The organism is Pseudoalteromonas sp. L23, assembly GCF_021728455.1.
Lineage (GTDB): Bacteria > Pseudomonadota > Gammaproteobacteria > Enterobacterales > Alteromonadaceae > Pseudoalteromonas.
In genome coordinates this window covers 1-14,168 of record NZ_JAKKCW010000016.1, presented here as the reverse complement: position 1 = coordinate 14,168, position 14,168 = coordinate 1, and the positions used below count along the sequence as shown (strand labels likewise).

At 43.5% G+C, this 14,168-nt stretch carries 20 protein-coding genes and 1 rRNA gene; 20 read left to right on the top strand and 1 reads right to left on the bottom strand.

What is annotated here, in order from left to right; all coding sequences use genetic code 11:
* Positions 1–172: 172 nt before the first annotated feature.
* Positions 173–637: a hypothetical protein gene (locus L3V43_RS20015; RefSeq protein WP_237117253.1), complete on the top strand. Its 465-nt coding sequence runs from the start codon at positions 173–175 to the stop codon at positions 635–637.
* Here L3V43_RS20015 and L3V43_RS20010 read toward each other — a convergent pair.
* Positions 634–3,186: a serine/threonine-protein kinase gene (locus L3V43_RS20010; RefSeq protein WP_237117252.1), complete on the bottom strand. Its 2,553-nt coding sequence runs from the start codon at positions 3,184–3,186 to the stop codon at positions 634–636. The genes L3V43_RS20015 and L3V43_RS20010 overlap by 4 nt on opposite strands.
* Before the next feature lie 167 nt (positions 3,187–3,353).
* Between L3V43_RS20010 and L3V43_RS20005 the strand changes: the two genes are divergently transcribed.
* The 19 genes from L3V43_RS20005 to L3V43_RS19915 all read left to right on the top strand — a co-directional run.
* On the top strand, positions 3,354–4,193 hold the full coding sequence (locus L3V43_RS20005) for a polysaccharide deacetylase family protein (RefSeq protein ID WP_237117251.1): 840 nt from the start codon (positions 3,354–3,356) through the stop codon (positions 4,191–4,193).
* A 413-nt stretch (positions 4,194–4,606) separates the two neighbouring features.
* Complete coding sequence (rplN, locus tag L3V43_RS20000; RefSeq protein WP_010378257.1) at positions 4,607–4,975, top strand: 50S ribosomal protein L14; 369 nt, start codon at positions 4,607–4,609, stop codon at positions 4,973–4,975.
* Positions 4,976–4,985: 10 nt separating this feature from the next.
* Positions 4,986–5,300, top strand: coding sequence for a 50S ribosomal protein L24 (gene rplX, locus L3V43_RS19995; RefSeq protein WP_010378260.1), 315 nt, complete (start codon positions 4,986–4,988; stop codon positions 5,298–5,300).
* 15 nt (positions 5,301–5,315) lie between these two features.
* The gene (rplE, locus tag L3V43_RS19990; protein ID WP_010378262.1) at positions 5,316–5,855 is read left to right on the top strand and encodes a 50S ribosomal protein L5; all 540 of its coding nucleotides are present in this window, start codon (positions 5,316–5,318) and stop codon (positions 5,853–5,855) included.
* 10 nt (positions 5,856–5,865) lie between these two features.
* Entirely contained in the window at positions 5,866–6,171 is a 306-nt protein-coding gene (gene rpsN / locus L3V43_RS19985; RefSeq protein ID WP_010378264.1) for a 30S ribosomal protein S14, read from the top strand.
* A gap of 20 nt (positions 6,172–6,191) precedes the next feature.
* Positions 6,192–6,584, top strand: a complete 393-nt coding sequence (gene rpsH / locus L3V43_RS19980; protein ID WP_010378266.1) for a 30S ribosomal protein S8 — start codon at positions 6,192–6,194, stop codon at positions 6,582–6,584.
* 13 nt (positions 6,585–6,597) lie between these two features.
* Positions 6,598–7,128 (top strand): 50S ribosomal protein L6, encoded by a 531-nt coding sequence (gene rplF / locus L3V43_RS19975; protein ID WP_102057674.1) that lies wholly within the window; start codon positions 6,598–6,600, stop codon positions 7,126–7,128.
* Between the two features lie 9 nt (positions 7,129–7,137).
* Positions 7,138–7,488: a 50S ribosomal protein L18 gene (gene rplR, locus L3V43_RS19970; protein ID WP_010378271.1), complete on the top strand. Its 351-nt coding sequence runs from the start codon at positions 7,138–7,140 to the stop codon at positions 7,486–7,488.
* Between the two features lie 9 nt (positions 7,489–7,497).
* The gene (gene rpsE, locus L3V43_RS19965) at positions 7,498–8,004 is read left to right on the top strand and encodes a 30S ribosomal protein S5 (RefSeq protein ID WP_010606806.1); all 507 of its coding nucleotides are present in this window, start codon (positions 7,498–7,500) and stop codon (positions 8,002–8,004) included.
* A gap of 6 nt (positions 8,005–8,010) precedes the next feature.
* Positions 8,011–8,190 carry a 50S ribosomal protein L30 gene (gene rpmD, locus L3V43_RS19960; RefSeq protein WP_010378276.1) on the top strand — a complete coding sequence of 60 codons (180 nt, stop codon included), beginning with the start codon at positions 8,011–8,013 and terminating at the stop codon, positions 8,188–8,190.
* 4 nt (positions 8,191–8,194) lie between these two features.
* Positions 8,195–8,629, top strand: a complete 435-nt coding sequence (gene rplO / locus L3V43_RS19955) for a 50S ribosomal protein L15 (RefSeq protein WP_095728863.1) — start codon at positions 8,195–8,197, stop codon at positions 8,627–8,629.
* 11 nt (positions 8,630–8,640) lie between these two features.
* Positions 8,641–9,969 carry a preprotein translocase subunit SecY gene (gene secY, locus L3V43_RS19950; protein WP_237117250.1) on the top strand — a complete coding sequence of 443 codons (1,329 nt, stop codon included), beginning with the start codon at positions 8,641–8,643 and terminating at the stop codon, positions 9,967–9,969.
* Positions 9,970–9,991: 22 nt separating this feature from the next.
* Complete coding sequence (rpmJ, locus tag L3V43_RS19945; RefSeq protein ID WP_002959476.1) at positions 9,992–10,105, top strand: 50S ribosomal protein L36; 114 nt, start codon at positions 9,992–9,994, stop codon at positions 10,103–10,105.
* A 131-nt stretch (positions 10,106–10,236) separates the two neighbouring features.
* Complete coding sequence (gene rpsM, locus L3V43_RS19940) at positions 10,237–10,593, top strand: 30S ribosomal protein S13 (protein ID WP_010378282.1); 357 nt, start codon at positions 10,237–10,239, stop codon at positions 10,591–10,593.
* Between the two features lie 13 nt (positions 10,594–10,606).
* Positions 10,607–10,993, top strand: coding sequence for a 30S ribosomal protein S11 (rpsK, locus tag L3V43_RS19935; RefSeq protein WP_010378285.1), 387 nt, complete (start codon positions 10,607–10,609; stop codon positions 10,991–10,993).
* A 21-nt stretch (positions 10,994–11,014) separates the two neighbouring features.
* Entirely contained in the window at positions 11,015–11,635 is a 621-nt protein-coding gene (gene rpsD, locus L3V43_RS19930; RefSeq protein WP_017218390.1) for a 30S ribosomal protein S4, read from the top strand.
* Positions 11,636–11,659: 24 nt separating this feature from the next.
* A complete protein-coding gene (gene rpoA / locus L3V43_RS19925; RefSeq protein WP_010378288.1) occupies positions 11,660–12,646 on the top strand; it encodes a DNA-directed RNA polymerase subunit alpha in 987 nt (328 codons plus the stop codon).
* Between the two features lie 39 nt (positions 12,647–12,685).
* Positions 12,686–13,084 carry a 50S ribosomal protein L17 gene (gene rplQ, locus L3V43_RS19920; protein ID WP_010606804.1) on the top strand — a complete coding sequence of 133 codons (399 nt, stop codon included), beginning with the start codon at positions 12,686–12,688 and terminating at the stop codon, positions 13,082–13,084.
* A 967-nt stretch (positions 13,085–14,051) separates the two neighbouring features.
* A 16S ribosomal RNA gene (locus L3V43_RS19915) occupies positions 14,052–14,168 on the top strand; the annotation flags it as partial.

Here is a 14,168-nt window from a genome sequence, read left to right as displayed (position 1 = left end):
TGCCGATGGTAGCCCTTGTTCTATATTTATCGCGAGTTAATTATCTATATGCAGTTATAGTGAGCTTATGATGACTTATGCCTATAAGTTGTAACCAGCTGTAATAGAATTACTGCTATTCATGTGCTTAGATAGATGCGAATAGCTCTATAAACAAACGAAGGATAAAATAATGAGTACACCTATTTTACTCGAATACACGGTGACGCCAAAAGCTGAGGGTAACTGGATATTTTCAAATGACGATAAACCAGTTGAACTTAAATTAGCTCAGGGTGAAAGCGCTGTTCTAACTTATAAGCTCGTTACTGATGAAGCCGGCTGGAGCTTTGCTGAAAACGGTACTTTTTTTACCGAAGCGCAAGACAATTTCAATTATAACCTTATAAGCACATTAAAAGATGAGTTTACGGTTGAGGTGAAGATTGAAGCATTGAATGTTGCGAATACGCTAAGTGAAGATGATATCGAAGCGCTTTCAGCTAATCCTGATGCGAGGGTTGTTACACTCGTAGACAATAACAACTCGAATATTGAATTCAGACTTGTTGCTCAATACAATTCCGCAAATGGTGCTGTGCGTTATTTCTCTCAAGATCCAAGGGTGATAATTGACAACCCAGATGGTCCAGGTTAATTCGTAATTTGCATTTGGCACAGATAGGTAAAATGTTCTGTGCCAATTCTTAATTCAAGTGATGGCGAGTGACATAGTGTCCTGAACCATGACAGGCGATAAAAAGACGGGCTCCAGCCTAAATCAATGCTTTTTTTCAGTGAAGCCATCGCGGAATACTTTTCTTCTATCAGGGTTTGAATTAACGATTTTACGTAAAAAGCTTCAGCTGAATCGGGATACTCAGCCAAATATTCATCAATTGCTATTAATGCCTCTTGGTGCTTACCTAGGTGTGCTAAAGCTTGGATGCGCACGACTTCAACTTGGCTTGCTGGATCACTGGCTAAAATTTGCAGATACACTTCACTGGCTTTCGCCTTCTCACCCATTAGTGAGTAAATGTCTGCGTAGTTAAGTAAGATTTCTACATTGCTGGGCGCCAACTGAGAGGCTCGTTCAGCAAACTCTAGTGCCCGTTCTAAATCACCTAATAGCATCAATACAATGGCATAATTATTAAAGGTAGCCGTACTTGTATATGAGCGCTTAACTAGAGCCTGATAAGATTTTTCTGCGTCATGGAGCTTACCAAGTAGAAGAGAGATATCGGCAATGGCCTTCAGTGTTTTCAGGTTATCAGGGCCGTAATGGCTGGCTGCTCGTAAGTAAGGTAAGGCTTCTTCATACTGGCCAAGCTTCATGTTGAACAGAGCTGCATTGCGGATGACTTTTAAGGTCGGTCTAAGTTCATAGGCAAGCTCAGTGTGATGAAGTGCCGAAGCGTAATCGTTTATTAAATGATAGTAGATGCTGATAAGTGCATGCTTTTGATACTCGTCCTTGGCTGAATTCTGAATTGCTAAAAAGGTTCCTTTGGCACGGATTTTGTCTTTTGCAAACGCATAAAAATCGAGATAGGAAGCTTGAATAATTGTACTTGCTTTTAATCTCTTGGGGGCTTGCTGTAATACTTGTTCCCAGTTTAGAAGTATTTGATCATTTGAACTATCTTCATACAACTGAGTCGCGAGTTCAGAGTAAAGTGAATACAGCGGCAGGAAGTCCGGCGCAGTATCAATCAGCGTTGTTAACTCTTTTAATATCGTAGCGCGGTCCGCATCTTTTACTAAACTAGCATCATGCAGTGTGGCGTAGTTATTCAGTAATGTTTTATTGCTAGTGGCTAAATCAGTTGAGCCTCCGGTTAATGAAGTGAGGGCCGAGGCTGTAATAGCAAAAACACGACTGTAGTTTTCACTCGATGTCATCGTTCGCGCACTACTAATTAAGGCTCCATTAGACGCATCAACTAAGTCGATAACGATGTCACAGCTTTGAATATTACAGTCTAGTTTTATCGTAATGAGCTCATTACTATTTAACGCTCGCCCCAATGCCTTTAATGGTGCTTCAACACCAATAAACTTTTGTGTTTGCTCTACTTCACTGTCTGAAATGAAGACGTAATCATTATTACTTAAAAAATGTTGTTTAAGTGCGTCGTTAATTGCTAACTCGATGTTTTGTTGATGCGCTTCAAGTAGTTGAAAAGAGTTAGTGAATTTTATCGGTAGCGCTGCAATATAGATCTTGGGTTTGGTTTCCTGCCAATACCAGTACCCACCAACGGCTAAGCACACTAAAAAGGTGAAAAGTGCTGCAATACCTAGTTGCTTTTTACGTACTTTGGCTCTCTCTCTGGCTCTATCTCGTAGCTCTATTTGTTCAAGTGAGACTGTCGCTTCGCTGTTATCGTAGCTAAAGGCGTGTAAAATTTGTTTTAGCTGCTGACTGACTTCATTCGCGCTGCTTGGACGAGCGTTTTTGTCGTATTGCAATAAGCGATCAATAAGCTGTGCCAGTGCAGGGGGAATATCTAAAATACGTTTAGCGCTGGCTTTTAATGGCTGGAACTTGATCTGTTCAGCAATAGACTTGTCACTACCATCGTCAGCTTGTTCGAAATAAGGATGATGTCCTGCTAACAATTGATAAGCTATTAGCCCAAATGAGAATAAGTCACTGCGACTGTCTAGCGTTTCATCACGAAGTTGCTCTGGTGACATTGCTGTGAGACTACCGTAACTGGTATGTGGACGAGAGGCTTGGTTGTCTTCTAATTGTGAAATACCAAAGTCGGCAATTTTGGCTATGCTCTGTTCATTAACCAGTATATTGCCAGGTTTTAAGTCTAAATGAAGAATGTTCTGGCCATGAGCTGAGGCTAGGCCATCGGCAATATGGCTTAGTAGCTCGACTTTTTGCTCGGTAGTTAATACGTGTGTTTTTGTGTAGTGCTGTAAAGTTGCACCTTGCACATATTCCATTTCCAAAGCCATTTGCCCATCGCTTTCAAAGACATCATAAATTTGTACTATATTTGGATGGTTAAAACGCGCTAACAGTCGGGCTTCGTTGAGTGCATCTGATTGCGTGTGCTGAGTTAGTGACATCACCTTTACCGCCACTCGGCGGCCTAATTTTTTGTCGGTAGCAAGGTACACTTTGCTCATTCCGCCTTCGGCGAGCAAGATCACGTCCTGATAGTATTCTTCTAACTTCAACACAGCGCTGTCTTTCTCTTTTATTATTGGGGTTAGTGTATCGCTAAAAATACTAAATTAGTACCATTTGCGTTGGGCTTAGTCGCAAATAACAAGTTGAAAATTTAACACTTTGTCATACTCACAGCCGCATGTAGGTTATAAGGATAAACAACAATAAGGAAAAGCAAATGGCAAAGTTATCTTCTAATTTAGTTTCTCACTTCAGTTTGGCCGCCATGATGGCAAGCGCTCTGCTCGTGAATACGTCTAGTATAGCGGCAGGTAACAAGCAAACCTTTAGTTACCCCAATAACGCTCGTAACGCAATAAGCCTTACGTTTGATGATGCAAGACCAAGTCAAGTTGATGTGGGAGTGCCGCTACTCAACCGCCACAAGGTGAAAGGCACATTTTATGTTATGCCACCACAGGTGAAGGAAAAGCTCGCATTGTGGCAAGCCGCTGTGAAGCAGGGGCATGAAATAGGTAATCACACCAGTGAACACTTATGTACGGGTAACTTTGCCTGGCTAAGGGAAAAGAATAAAGGACTCGAACAGGTTGATTTGGCCTACATAGAACGCGATGTAGTAAGCACCACAAAATATATTGAAAAGCATTTAGGCGTAACCCCCAGAAGCTTTGCATATCCTTGTGGTAATACCTTTGTTGGTCGCGGCGCTGAAGTAAAAAGTTATGTGCCTGTGATTGCGAAGCATTTTGACAGTGGCCGCACGTGGTTAGATGAAACCGCTAACAACCCAACTTATACTGACTTTGCGCAGCTCACAGGAGTGAGAATGGACGGTGTTAGTTTTGAAGAGCTAAAAGGGTTACTGGAGCACCTTAGGGCAAATAACAGTTGGATAATTCTTGCTGGACATGAAGTGGGCGAAAAAGGCATGTACACCGTAGATACCAAAATGTTAGACCAGCTTATTCCTTACTTACAGGACCCTAAAAACGGTTATTGGTTAGACACCGTAAGCAATGTGGGTGATTACATCAAAAGTAAAAGAGAGCCGTAGGTCGAGATTTATCTCGACTTGACGATTTCTAAAATTCTCTCGTCGCTCCATATAGCTGTTTGCTCAAAGCTTGAGCTTGTTTGTGAGAAAAGGATGAGAAATTCTTGTTCACAGCCTACTAAGCGATATGCCTAAACAATAATCGAAATAAAATTTTCGCTGTAAACTTTGTTTAATATTTGCGCAAGTGGTTGAATTCTCGATTGCTTGCCGCCATATCCTCAAACTGTAATCGGTACGTCATGTTAACGCGTTAAATTAATTAAAAATTGAACTATCTTTGATGCGACATTGCTGATACAATTGCCCGCCCTTGAAAGACATAATCACAGTTTTTTGAGTGGAATTTAACCTAAATGCCTTGATTTTGAACGAAATCTAGGCGAGTTGTAACTACACCGGAGGTCATTAAGATGATCCAAATGCAAACTCAGCTGGACGTTGCTGATAACAGCGGCGCTCGCAAAGTGCAGTGTATAAAAGTCCTTGGTGGTTCGCACCGTCGCTACGCAGCGGTTGGCGACATCATTAAAGTTTCTGTTAAAGAAGCGATTCCTCGCGGCAAAGTGAAGAAAGGTGATGTTAAAAACGCAGTAGTAGTGCGTACTAAAAAAGGCGTACGTCGTCCAGACGGCTCTTTAATCCGTTTCGATAGCAATGCGGCTGTTATCTTAAATGATAACTTACAGCCTATTGGTACTCGTATCTTCGGCCCTGTGACTCGTGAACTTCGTACTGAAAAGTTCATGAAGATCGTTTCACTAGCACCAGAAGTACTATAAGGAGTCGATCATGGCAGCAAAAATCCGTCGTGATGACGAAGTAATCGTACTAGCCGGTAAAGACAAAGGTAAGCGCGGTAAAGTGCTTTCAGTTGTTACTGAAACTGGCCGAGTATTTGTTGAAGGCGTTAACATCATCAAGAAACACCAGAAGCCTGTACCACAACTACAGCAAGCTGGCGGTGTTGTTGAGAAAGAAGCGTCAGTCGACGTATCAAACGTAGCGATTTTCAATGCCGAAACTGGCAAAGCGGATCGTGTAGGTTTTAGATTTGAAGACGGTAAAAAAGTCCGTTTCTTCAAGTCTACCGGTAAAACTATTTAATAGTTGGAGTAGACGATGGCGAAACTGCATGAAGTGTACAAAGACAAAGTGGTAAAAGAGCTTCAAGAGAAGTTCGGTTACAGCTCTGTCATGCAAGTCCCTCAGATCGAAAAGATCACACTTAACATGGGTGTGGGCGAAGCCCTAGCTGACAAGAAAATTCTAGAAAACGCAGTAGCAGACCTAGAATCAATCTCTGGTCAGAAGCCTCTAGTGACTAAAGCACGCAAATCAGTTGCTGGCTTTAAGATCCGTGAAGGTTACCCAATTGGCTGTAAAGTAACCCTACGCGGCGAGCGTATGTGGGATTTCCTAGAGCGTTTAGTCTCTATCGCGATGCCACGTATTCGTGACTTCCGCGGTGTTAGCGCAAAGTCTTTTGACGGTCGCGGTAACTACTCTATGGGCGTACGTGAACAAATCATCTTCCCAGAAATCGATTATGATAAAGTAGACCGCGTTCGCGGTATGGATATCACAATCACTACTTCTGCGAAAACAGATGACGAAGGCCGTGCGTTGTTAGAAGCGTTCAACTTCCCATTCAAAAAGTAAGGGTAGGGTTATGGCAAAGAATTCAATGAAAGCACGTGACGTAAAACGTGCTAAATTAGTTACTCAGTATGCTGAAAAGCGTGCTGCGTTAAAAGCTATCATCAGCGATGTTAATGCATCTGATGATGAGCGTTGGGATGCAGTGTTAAAGCTACAGTCTTTACCACGCGATTCTAGCCCTTCACGTCAACGTAATCGTTGTAACATCACGGGCCGCCCTCATGGTTACCTTCGCAAGTTCGGCTTAAGCCGTATTAAAGTTCGCGAAGCAGCGATGCGCGGTGAAATTCCTGGCCTTAAAAAGGCTAGTTGGTAATAGAATCACGGGAGTAAGACATGAGCTTGCAAGATCCAATTGCGGATTTGTTCACACGTATCCGTAACGGTCAGTCTGCGAAGAAGGTATCTGTTTCAATGCCAACTTCAAAGCTGAAAGTAGCTGTAGCTAAGGTACTTAAAGACGAAGGTTATATCACTGACTTCGCAGTATCTGGTGACGTAAAAGCAGAATTGACTATCGAACTTAAGTACTTCGAAGGCAAAGCTGTAATCGAAAACATCCAGCGTGTTAGCCGCCCTGGTCTACGTATCTATAAGAGACGTGACGAATTACCTAAGGTAATGGGTGGTCTAGGTATCGCTATCGTATCAACTTCTAAAGGCCTGATGACAGACCGCGCTGCGCGTACCGCTGGCGTTGGTGGTGAAATCATTGGCTTTGTAGCTTAATCGGAGGGGAACTATGTCTCGTATAGCGAAGGCTCCAATCAATGTTCCTGCCGGTGTTGAAGTTACAATTAACGGCCAGGACATCAAAGTTAAAGGCAAGAACGGTGAATTAACTCGCACAATCAACGATGCGGTTGAAGTTTCACTAAACGACAACGTTATCACTACAGCTCCTCGTGAAGTTGCTAATGCTTGGGCTCAAGCTGGTACTGCACGTGCGCTAATCAACAACATGATTGTTGGTGTTAACGATGGTTATGAGAAGAAACTACAGCTAGTAGGTGTTGGTTACCGTGCGGCAGTTAAGGGTAATACATTAGATTTAACCCTTGGCTTTTCTCACCCAGTGAACTTCGAGATCCCAACAGGTATCACTATCGAAGCTCCAAGCCAGACTGAAATTGTTGTTAAAGGCGCAGACAAGCAGTTAGTTGGTCAAACAGCTGCTAACATCCGCTCATACCGTGAACCAGAGCCTTATAAAGGTAAAGGTGTACGTTACGCTGATGAGCACGTGCGTCGTAAAGAGGCTAAGAAGAAGTAAGGTAAGACGATGGATAAGAAAACAGCTCGTCTACGTCGTGCTAAGCGCACTCGTAGAAATATTATCGAACAAGGCACAACACGTCTTGTTATCCACCGCACGCCACGTCACATTTACGCTCAAGTAATCAATGCTGAGGGTAATGTACTGGCTGCTGCTTCTACTGTTGAAAAAGCAATTGTTGAAACAGTTAAAGGCACAGGCAACATCGAAGCGGCTCAAGCAGTTGGTAAAGCAATCGCTGAGCGCGTAGCTGACAAAGGCGTTGAAAAAATCGCTTTTGATCGCAGTGGCTTTAAATATCACGGCCGTGTGAAGGCGCTAGCTGATGCTGCGCGCGAAGCCGGTCTGCAATTCTAGGAGTAGACAATGGCTAACGTAGAAGCAAAAGCACAACAGCCTGAATTGGCTGAAAAGCTAATCGCGGTAAACCGTGTGTCTAAAGTGGTTAAAGGTGGTCGTATCTTTAGCTTCACTGCACTAACAGTAGTTGGTGATGGCGCTGGTAAAGTAGGTTTTGGTTATGGTAAAGCACGTGAAGTTCCTGCTGCTATTCAAAAAGCAATGGAAAAAGCACGTCGCAACATGATCACTGTTGAACTAAAAGGTAACACGCTACAGCACCCAATCAAGGGTCGCCACGCGGGTTCTAAAGTATACATGCAGCCAGCATCTGAAGGTACAGGTATCATCGCAGGTGGTGCGATGCGTGCAGTACTAGAAGTAACTGGTGTACAGAACGTACTATCTAAAGCATACGGTTCAACTAACCCGATCAACATCGTTCGCGCAACTATCGCAGCGCTAGAGAATATGAATTCTCCAGAAGGTATTGCTGCGAAGCGTGGTCTTAGCGTTGACGAAATCTTGGGGTAAGACACCATGGCAAACACAGTAAAAGTAACTCAAGTACGTAGCTCAATCGGTCGTTTACCGAAGCATAAAGCTACATTACGTGGCCTTGGTTTACGTCGTATCAATCACACTGTTGAGCTAGAAGATACGCCAGCAGTTCGCGGTATGATCAACCAAGTTTCTTACATGGTTAAGGTTGAGGGGTAATTCGATGAACTTGAATACACTTTCACCTGCTGCAGGTTCAAAAACAGCTGGTAAGCGTGTTGGCCGTGGTATCGGTTCTGGTCTTGGTAAGACTGGTGGCCGTGGTCACAAAGGTCAAAAGTCACGCTCTGGCGGTAAAGTACGCGTTGGTTTCGAAGGCGGTCAAATGCCTATGCAACGTCGTCTACCTAAGTTTGGTTTCACTTCACGCAAGTCTCTTGTGTCTAAAGAAGTGAATCTATTCGAAATCGCTAAAGTTGAAGGCGATGTGGTAGATCTAAACGCGTTACAGGCAGCTGGTATCGTTAAAAAGAACATCCAGTTCGTAAAAGTTGTAAAATCTGGCGAAGTTTCACGCGCTGTTACTGTTAAAGGCATGAAAGTGTCTAAAGGTGCACGCGAAGCTATCGAAGCTGCCGGAGGCAAGGTAGAAGACTAAGGAAGTACGCTATGGCTAAACCAGGTCAAGATATGCAAAGTGCACAAAGTGGGCTTGCGGAACTGAAGCGCCGATTACTATTCGTATTGGGTGCTATCATTATTTACCGTCTGGGCTCTTTTGTGCCAATCCCTGGGATTGACGCCGCTGTACTTGCCGAATTCTTCGAGCAACAAAAGGGCACCATTGTTGAGATGTTCAACATGTTCAGCGGTGGTGCGCTTGAGCGTGCATCGGTATTGGCGCTAGGTATTATGCCGTACATCTCGGCTTCGATTATTATGCAGCTATTAACGCACATACATCCTGCGATGGTAGAGCTTAAGAAAGAAGGTGAGCAAGGGCGTAAGAAAATAAGCCAGTATACGCGTTATGGTACGCTTGTGCTTGCTACATTCCAATCGATAGGTATCGCTACTGGTCTACCTAACATGATGGAAGGCCTAGTTGTGAATCCAGGCTTCGGCTTTTATTTCACAGCTGTAGTGAGCTTAGTCACAGGAACTATGTTCCTTATGTGGTTGGGCGAACAAATCACTGAGCGTGGTATCGGTAACGGTATCTCAGTTCTAATATTTGTTGGTATTGTAGCTAACCTGCCGTCTGCAATTGGTTCGACAGCAGAAATGGCGCGCCAAGGTGATCTGCATATTTTAGCATTGTTATTGATTGCGGTAATCGTATTCGCTGTAACTTACCTAGTTGTGTTCTTCGAACGTGGTCAACGTCGTATCGTTGTAAACTATGCGAAGCGTCAACAAGGTCGTCAGGTATTTGCTGCTCAAAGCACGCACTTACCACTAAAAGTTAACATGGCGGGTGTTATTCCACCAATCTTTGCTAGCAGTATCATTTTGTTCCCTGGTACAATAGCAAGCTGGTTTGGCCAAGGTGAAGGTCCGGTCGCTGATGTGCTACAAGCTATCTCAGCAGTATTGACTCCAGGTCAACCACTGTATGCGATGGTATTAGCTGCGGCTATTATCTTCTTCTGCTTTTTCTACACAGCGTTGGTGTTTAACCCGCGTGAGACAGCAGATAACCTGAAAAAATCTGGCGCTTTTATTCCAGGCATTCGTCCAGGTGAGCAGACATCTAAATACATTGATAAAGTGATGACACGCCTGACATTGGCAGGTGCTTTGTATATAACCTTTATCTGTCTGGTGCCCGAGTTTATGACTATGGCATGGCAAACGCCATTCTACTTCGGCGGTACATCGATTCTGATTATCGTTGTTGTCATCATGGACTTTATGGCACAAGTACAGACTCATATGATGTCACATCAATATGATTCTGTGCTGAAAAAAGCGAACCTTAAAGGCTACGGCCGTTAAGGTCAGTTTACGGAGTTGAGTAATGAAAGTACGTGCTTCCGTTAAGAAAATTTGCCGTAACTGCAAAGTAATCAAGCGTGCAGGTGTTGTACGTGTGATCTGCAGTGAGCCAAAGCACAAGCAAAGGCAAGGCTAAGCAAATTAAGTCGTGCAGGCTGAGTAACTTTACTTAGCCTGTTTCTTTGGTAAAACTTGAATGTCGGTTGGGTATCCTATACGGGCTTTCCAGCAAGATGATAATCAAGTTTATTTATAGGAGATATGTTAGTGGCCCGTATCGCAGGCATTAACGTTCCTGATCATAAGCATGCTGTTATCGGTTTAACAAGCATCTATGGTGTAGGTAAAACTCGCGCTAAGGCGATCTTAGCTGCGACAGGTATCGCTGAAACTACTAAAATCGGCGAGTTAAATGACGAAACACTTGACATCCTTCGTGAAGAAGTTGGCAAGTACACTGTTGAAGGTGATCTTCGTCGTGAAGTTACACTAAACATCAAGCGTCTTATGGACCTTGGTTGTTTCCGTGGCTTACGTCACCGTCGTTCGCTACCACTACGTGGTCAGCGTACTAAGACTAACGCGCGTACTCGTAAGGGTCCTCGCAAGCCTATCAAGAAATAAGGTGGGGTAAGTTATGGCAAAAGCACCAATTCGTCGTAAAAAGGTCAAAAAGCAGGTTGTTGACGGCATGGCTCACGTTCATGCATCTTTCAACAACACGATTGTGACCATCACTGACCGTCAAGGTAATGCTCTTTCTTGGGCGACTGCAGGTGGTTCAGGTTTCCGTGGTTCTCGTAAGTCTACTCCATTCGCTGCACAGGTTGCTGCGGAGCGTGCAGGTGTTGCTGCACAAGAGTACGGTCTTAAGAACCTAGAAGTATTCATCAAAGGTCCAGGTCCAGGCCGTGAGTCTGCTGTTCGTGCATTGAATGCTGCTGGTTACCGTATCACTAACATCACTGACGTGACGCCAATTCCACACAATGGTTGTCGTCCACCGAAGAAACGTCGCGTATAACAATAGGTTAGGAGAAAGAACATGGCAAGATATTTGGGCCCTAAGCTCAAGCTGAGTCGTCGTGAAGGTACTGACCTGTTCCTTAAAAGCGGCGTAAGAGCAATTGACTCTAAGTGTAAACTAGAAACAGCACCTGGTCAGCACGGCGCACGTAAAGGTCGTCTATCTGATTACGGTTTACAGCTACGTGAAAAGCAAAAAGTTCGTCGTATCTACGGTGTACTAGAAAAGCAATTCCGTAACTACTACAAAGAAGCTGCTCGCCTTAAAGGTAACACAGGTGAAAACTTGTTACAGCTTCTAGAGCAACGTCTAGACAATGTTGTATATCGCATGGGTTTTGCAAGCACACGTGCTGAAGCACGTCAGCTAGTAAGCCACAAAGCGATTATGGTTAATGGTCGTGTTGTTAATATCCCTTCTTTCGTAGTTACTCCTGAAGATGTAGTAGTAATTCGCGAGAAGTCTAAAAAGCAAGCGCGTATCATCGCTGCTCTAGAGTTGGCTGAGCAACGTGAAAAGCCAACTTGGATTGAAGTTGACGGTAAGAAAATGGAAGGCACTTTCAAGCGTCTACCAGAGCGTTCTGATCTGTCTGCGGACATTAACGAACAACTAATCGTCGAACTTTACTCGAAGTAAAGTTAAGAGTTAAGAGAGGATAAAATGCAGGGTTCTGTAACCGAATTCCTAAAACCAAGATTAGTCGATATCGACGCTGTAAGCTCAACGCGTTCTAAAGTAGTTTTAGAGCCTCTAGAGCGTGGTTTTGGCCACACACTAGGTAATGCTCTACGTCGTATACTTCTTTCATCTATGCCTGGTTGTGCTGTGACAGAAGTTGAAATTGACGGCGTATTGCACGAGTACAGCGCGAAAGAAGGCGTACAAGAAGACATCATTGAAATTCTGTTAAACCTTAAAGGTCTAGCGGTATCTCTAGAAGGTAAAGATGAAGTTTTCCTTACCCTGACTAAGTCTGGTGTAGGCCCTGTGACTGCGGCTGATATCCAGCACGACGGAGATGTGACTATCGCCAACCCTGAGCATGTCATTTGTCACTTAACTGCTGACAATAGCGAAATCAGCATGCGCATTCGTGTTGAGCGTGGTCGCGGTTATGTACCGGCGTCTAGTCGTTTATCCTCTGATGACGATGAGCGTCCAATCGGCCGTTTGTTGCTAGATGCATCATTCAGCCCGGTTGAGCGTATTGCGTACTCGGTTGAGTCAGCTCGTGTTGAGCAGCGTACAGACTTAGATAAACTAATCATCGATATGGAAACGAACGGTACTTTAGATCCTGAAGAAGCGATCCGCCGTGCGTCAACTATCCTTGCTGAGCAGTTAGATGCATTCGTAGACCTACGTGATGTTTCTGAGCCAGAAGAGAAAGAAGAGAAACCGGAGTTCGATCCGATTCTACTTCGTCCAGTTGATGACTTAGAACTAACTGTACGTTCTGCAAACTGTCTGAAAGCCGAGCAAATTCAATATATCGGTGACTTAGTACAGCGTACTGAAGTTGAGCTTCTGAAAACACCAAACCTTGGTAAGAAGTCTCTAACTGAAATTAAAGACGTGCTAGCTTCACGTGGTCTATCTCTGGGTATGCGCCTAGAAAACTGGCCACCTGCAAGTCTAGCTGAGTAATCTAAGTTACTATATTAGTTTAGTTAGAAGGATAGGGTCATGCGCCATCGTAAGAGTGGTCGTCAATTAAACCGTAACAGCAGCCATCGCAAAGCGATGTTTAGCAACATGGCTGGTTCTTTGGTGAAGCACGAAATCATCAAAACTACTTTGCCTAAAGCAAAAGAGCTGCGCCGTGTAATTGAACCTTTAATCACACTGGCTAAGACTGACAGCGTAGCAAACCGTCGTTTAGCGTTTGCTCGCACGCGTGATAAAGAAGTAGTTGGTAAATTGTTCTCTGAGATCGGTCCACGTTTCGCGGATCGTCCAGGTGGTTACACTCGTATTCTTAAGTGTGGCTTCCGTACAGGTGACAATGCGCCAATGGCTTATATTGAACTACTAGATCGCCCAGCGACAGAAGAAGTTCAAGAAGACGCGCAGTCTGCAGAGTAATTAGTCTTTTTAAAGACACAAAAAAGCCGAGCTATGCTCGGCTTTTTCTTTTTATATCCCTTAAGACTTTTGCGTCTGTTTATAATAACTAAACGCTCTCTCATATCTTTTGGTCACTATTCTTATTAGCTTCATTTATAAAGTTAGCAATTGAAGAACCTGCAACTGCTAACTCATACATTACCGACAATGTATTCTGCTCTAATCAACATAAAAATTGAACTTGGTCCAGTTGATAAAATAAAAGAGGGCTTACAGCTATTCATCTTCTACAACAGTAGTTTTTAGGAGTTATCTCAATTCCCTCAGCCTAAACTGAATAGATTCAGCTTAGGCTGGTTTGTTTTATAGATAGTGTTCACCAAGTCCATACTAAAAAGTGCTATCTATAGTAGACACACCTCTCTTACATATTTGTAGATTCGAAAATTAAACTAGAAAAGTCGTCTTTAGAGAGTCTAATATGCCTTATTAACGTGTTAAAAATGAACGTTTCGACTTTTTTTGCTCGAGCGATCTATTTTTTGCAATTTTCTTTAAAAAAAGGGTTGCACTAAAATCGGATCGCCCTATAATGCGACCCCACTGACACGGGGCGCTACGCTGAAAAGCAAAGCAGCAACGAGTTAGCGTCAAGTAAAACTTAAGTTCGAAACTTCTTCTAAAGAAATTCAAAATTAAGTGTTGACAAAAAAATGGGAATGCTTAGAATGCACATCCCTCGAAACAACGAAATGTTTCGAAACGTTCTTTAAAAATATGAAGCAATCATCTGTGTGGGCGCTCGTACAGATTGAGTTCTAACAGCAGATTCTAGTTCGCTAGATGACGCAAACAAATTTAGAGTCTCAATTGTAACTGAGTGGCTATATAGTCAATTCGTTTTGATTTTACTTTTTTGAAAAGTAGAAACAAACAATCAGAATTCATTGAGCGCGTTTGAGGTTTACTTCAAACAAAAAACTTTTAATTGAAGAGTTTGATCATGGCTCAGATTGAACGCTGGCGGCAGGCCTAACACATGCAAGTCGAGCGGTAACATTTCTAGCTTGCTAGAAGATGACGAGCGGCGGACGGGTGAGTA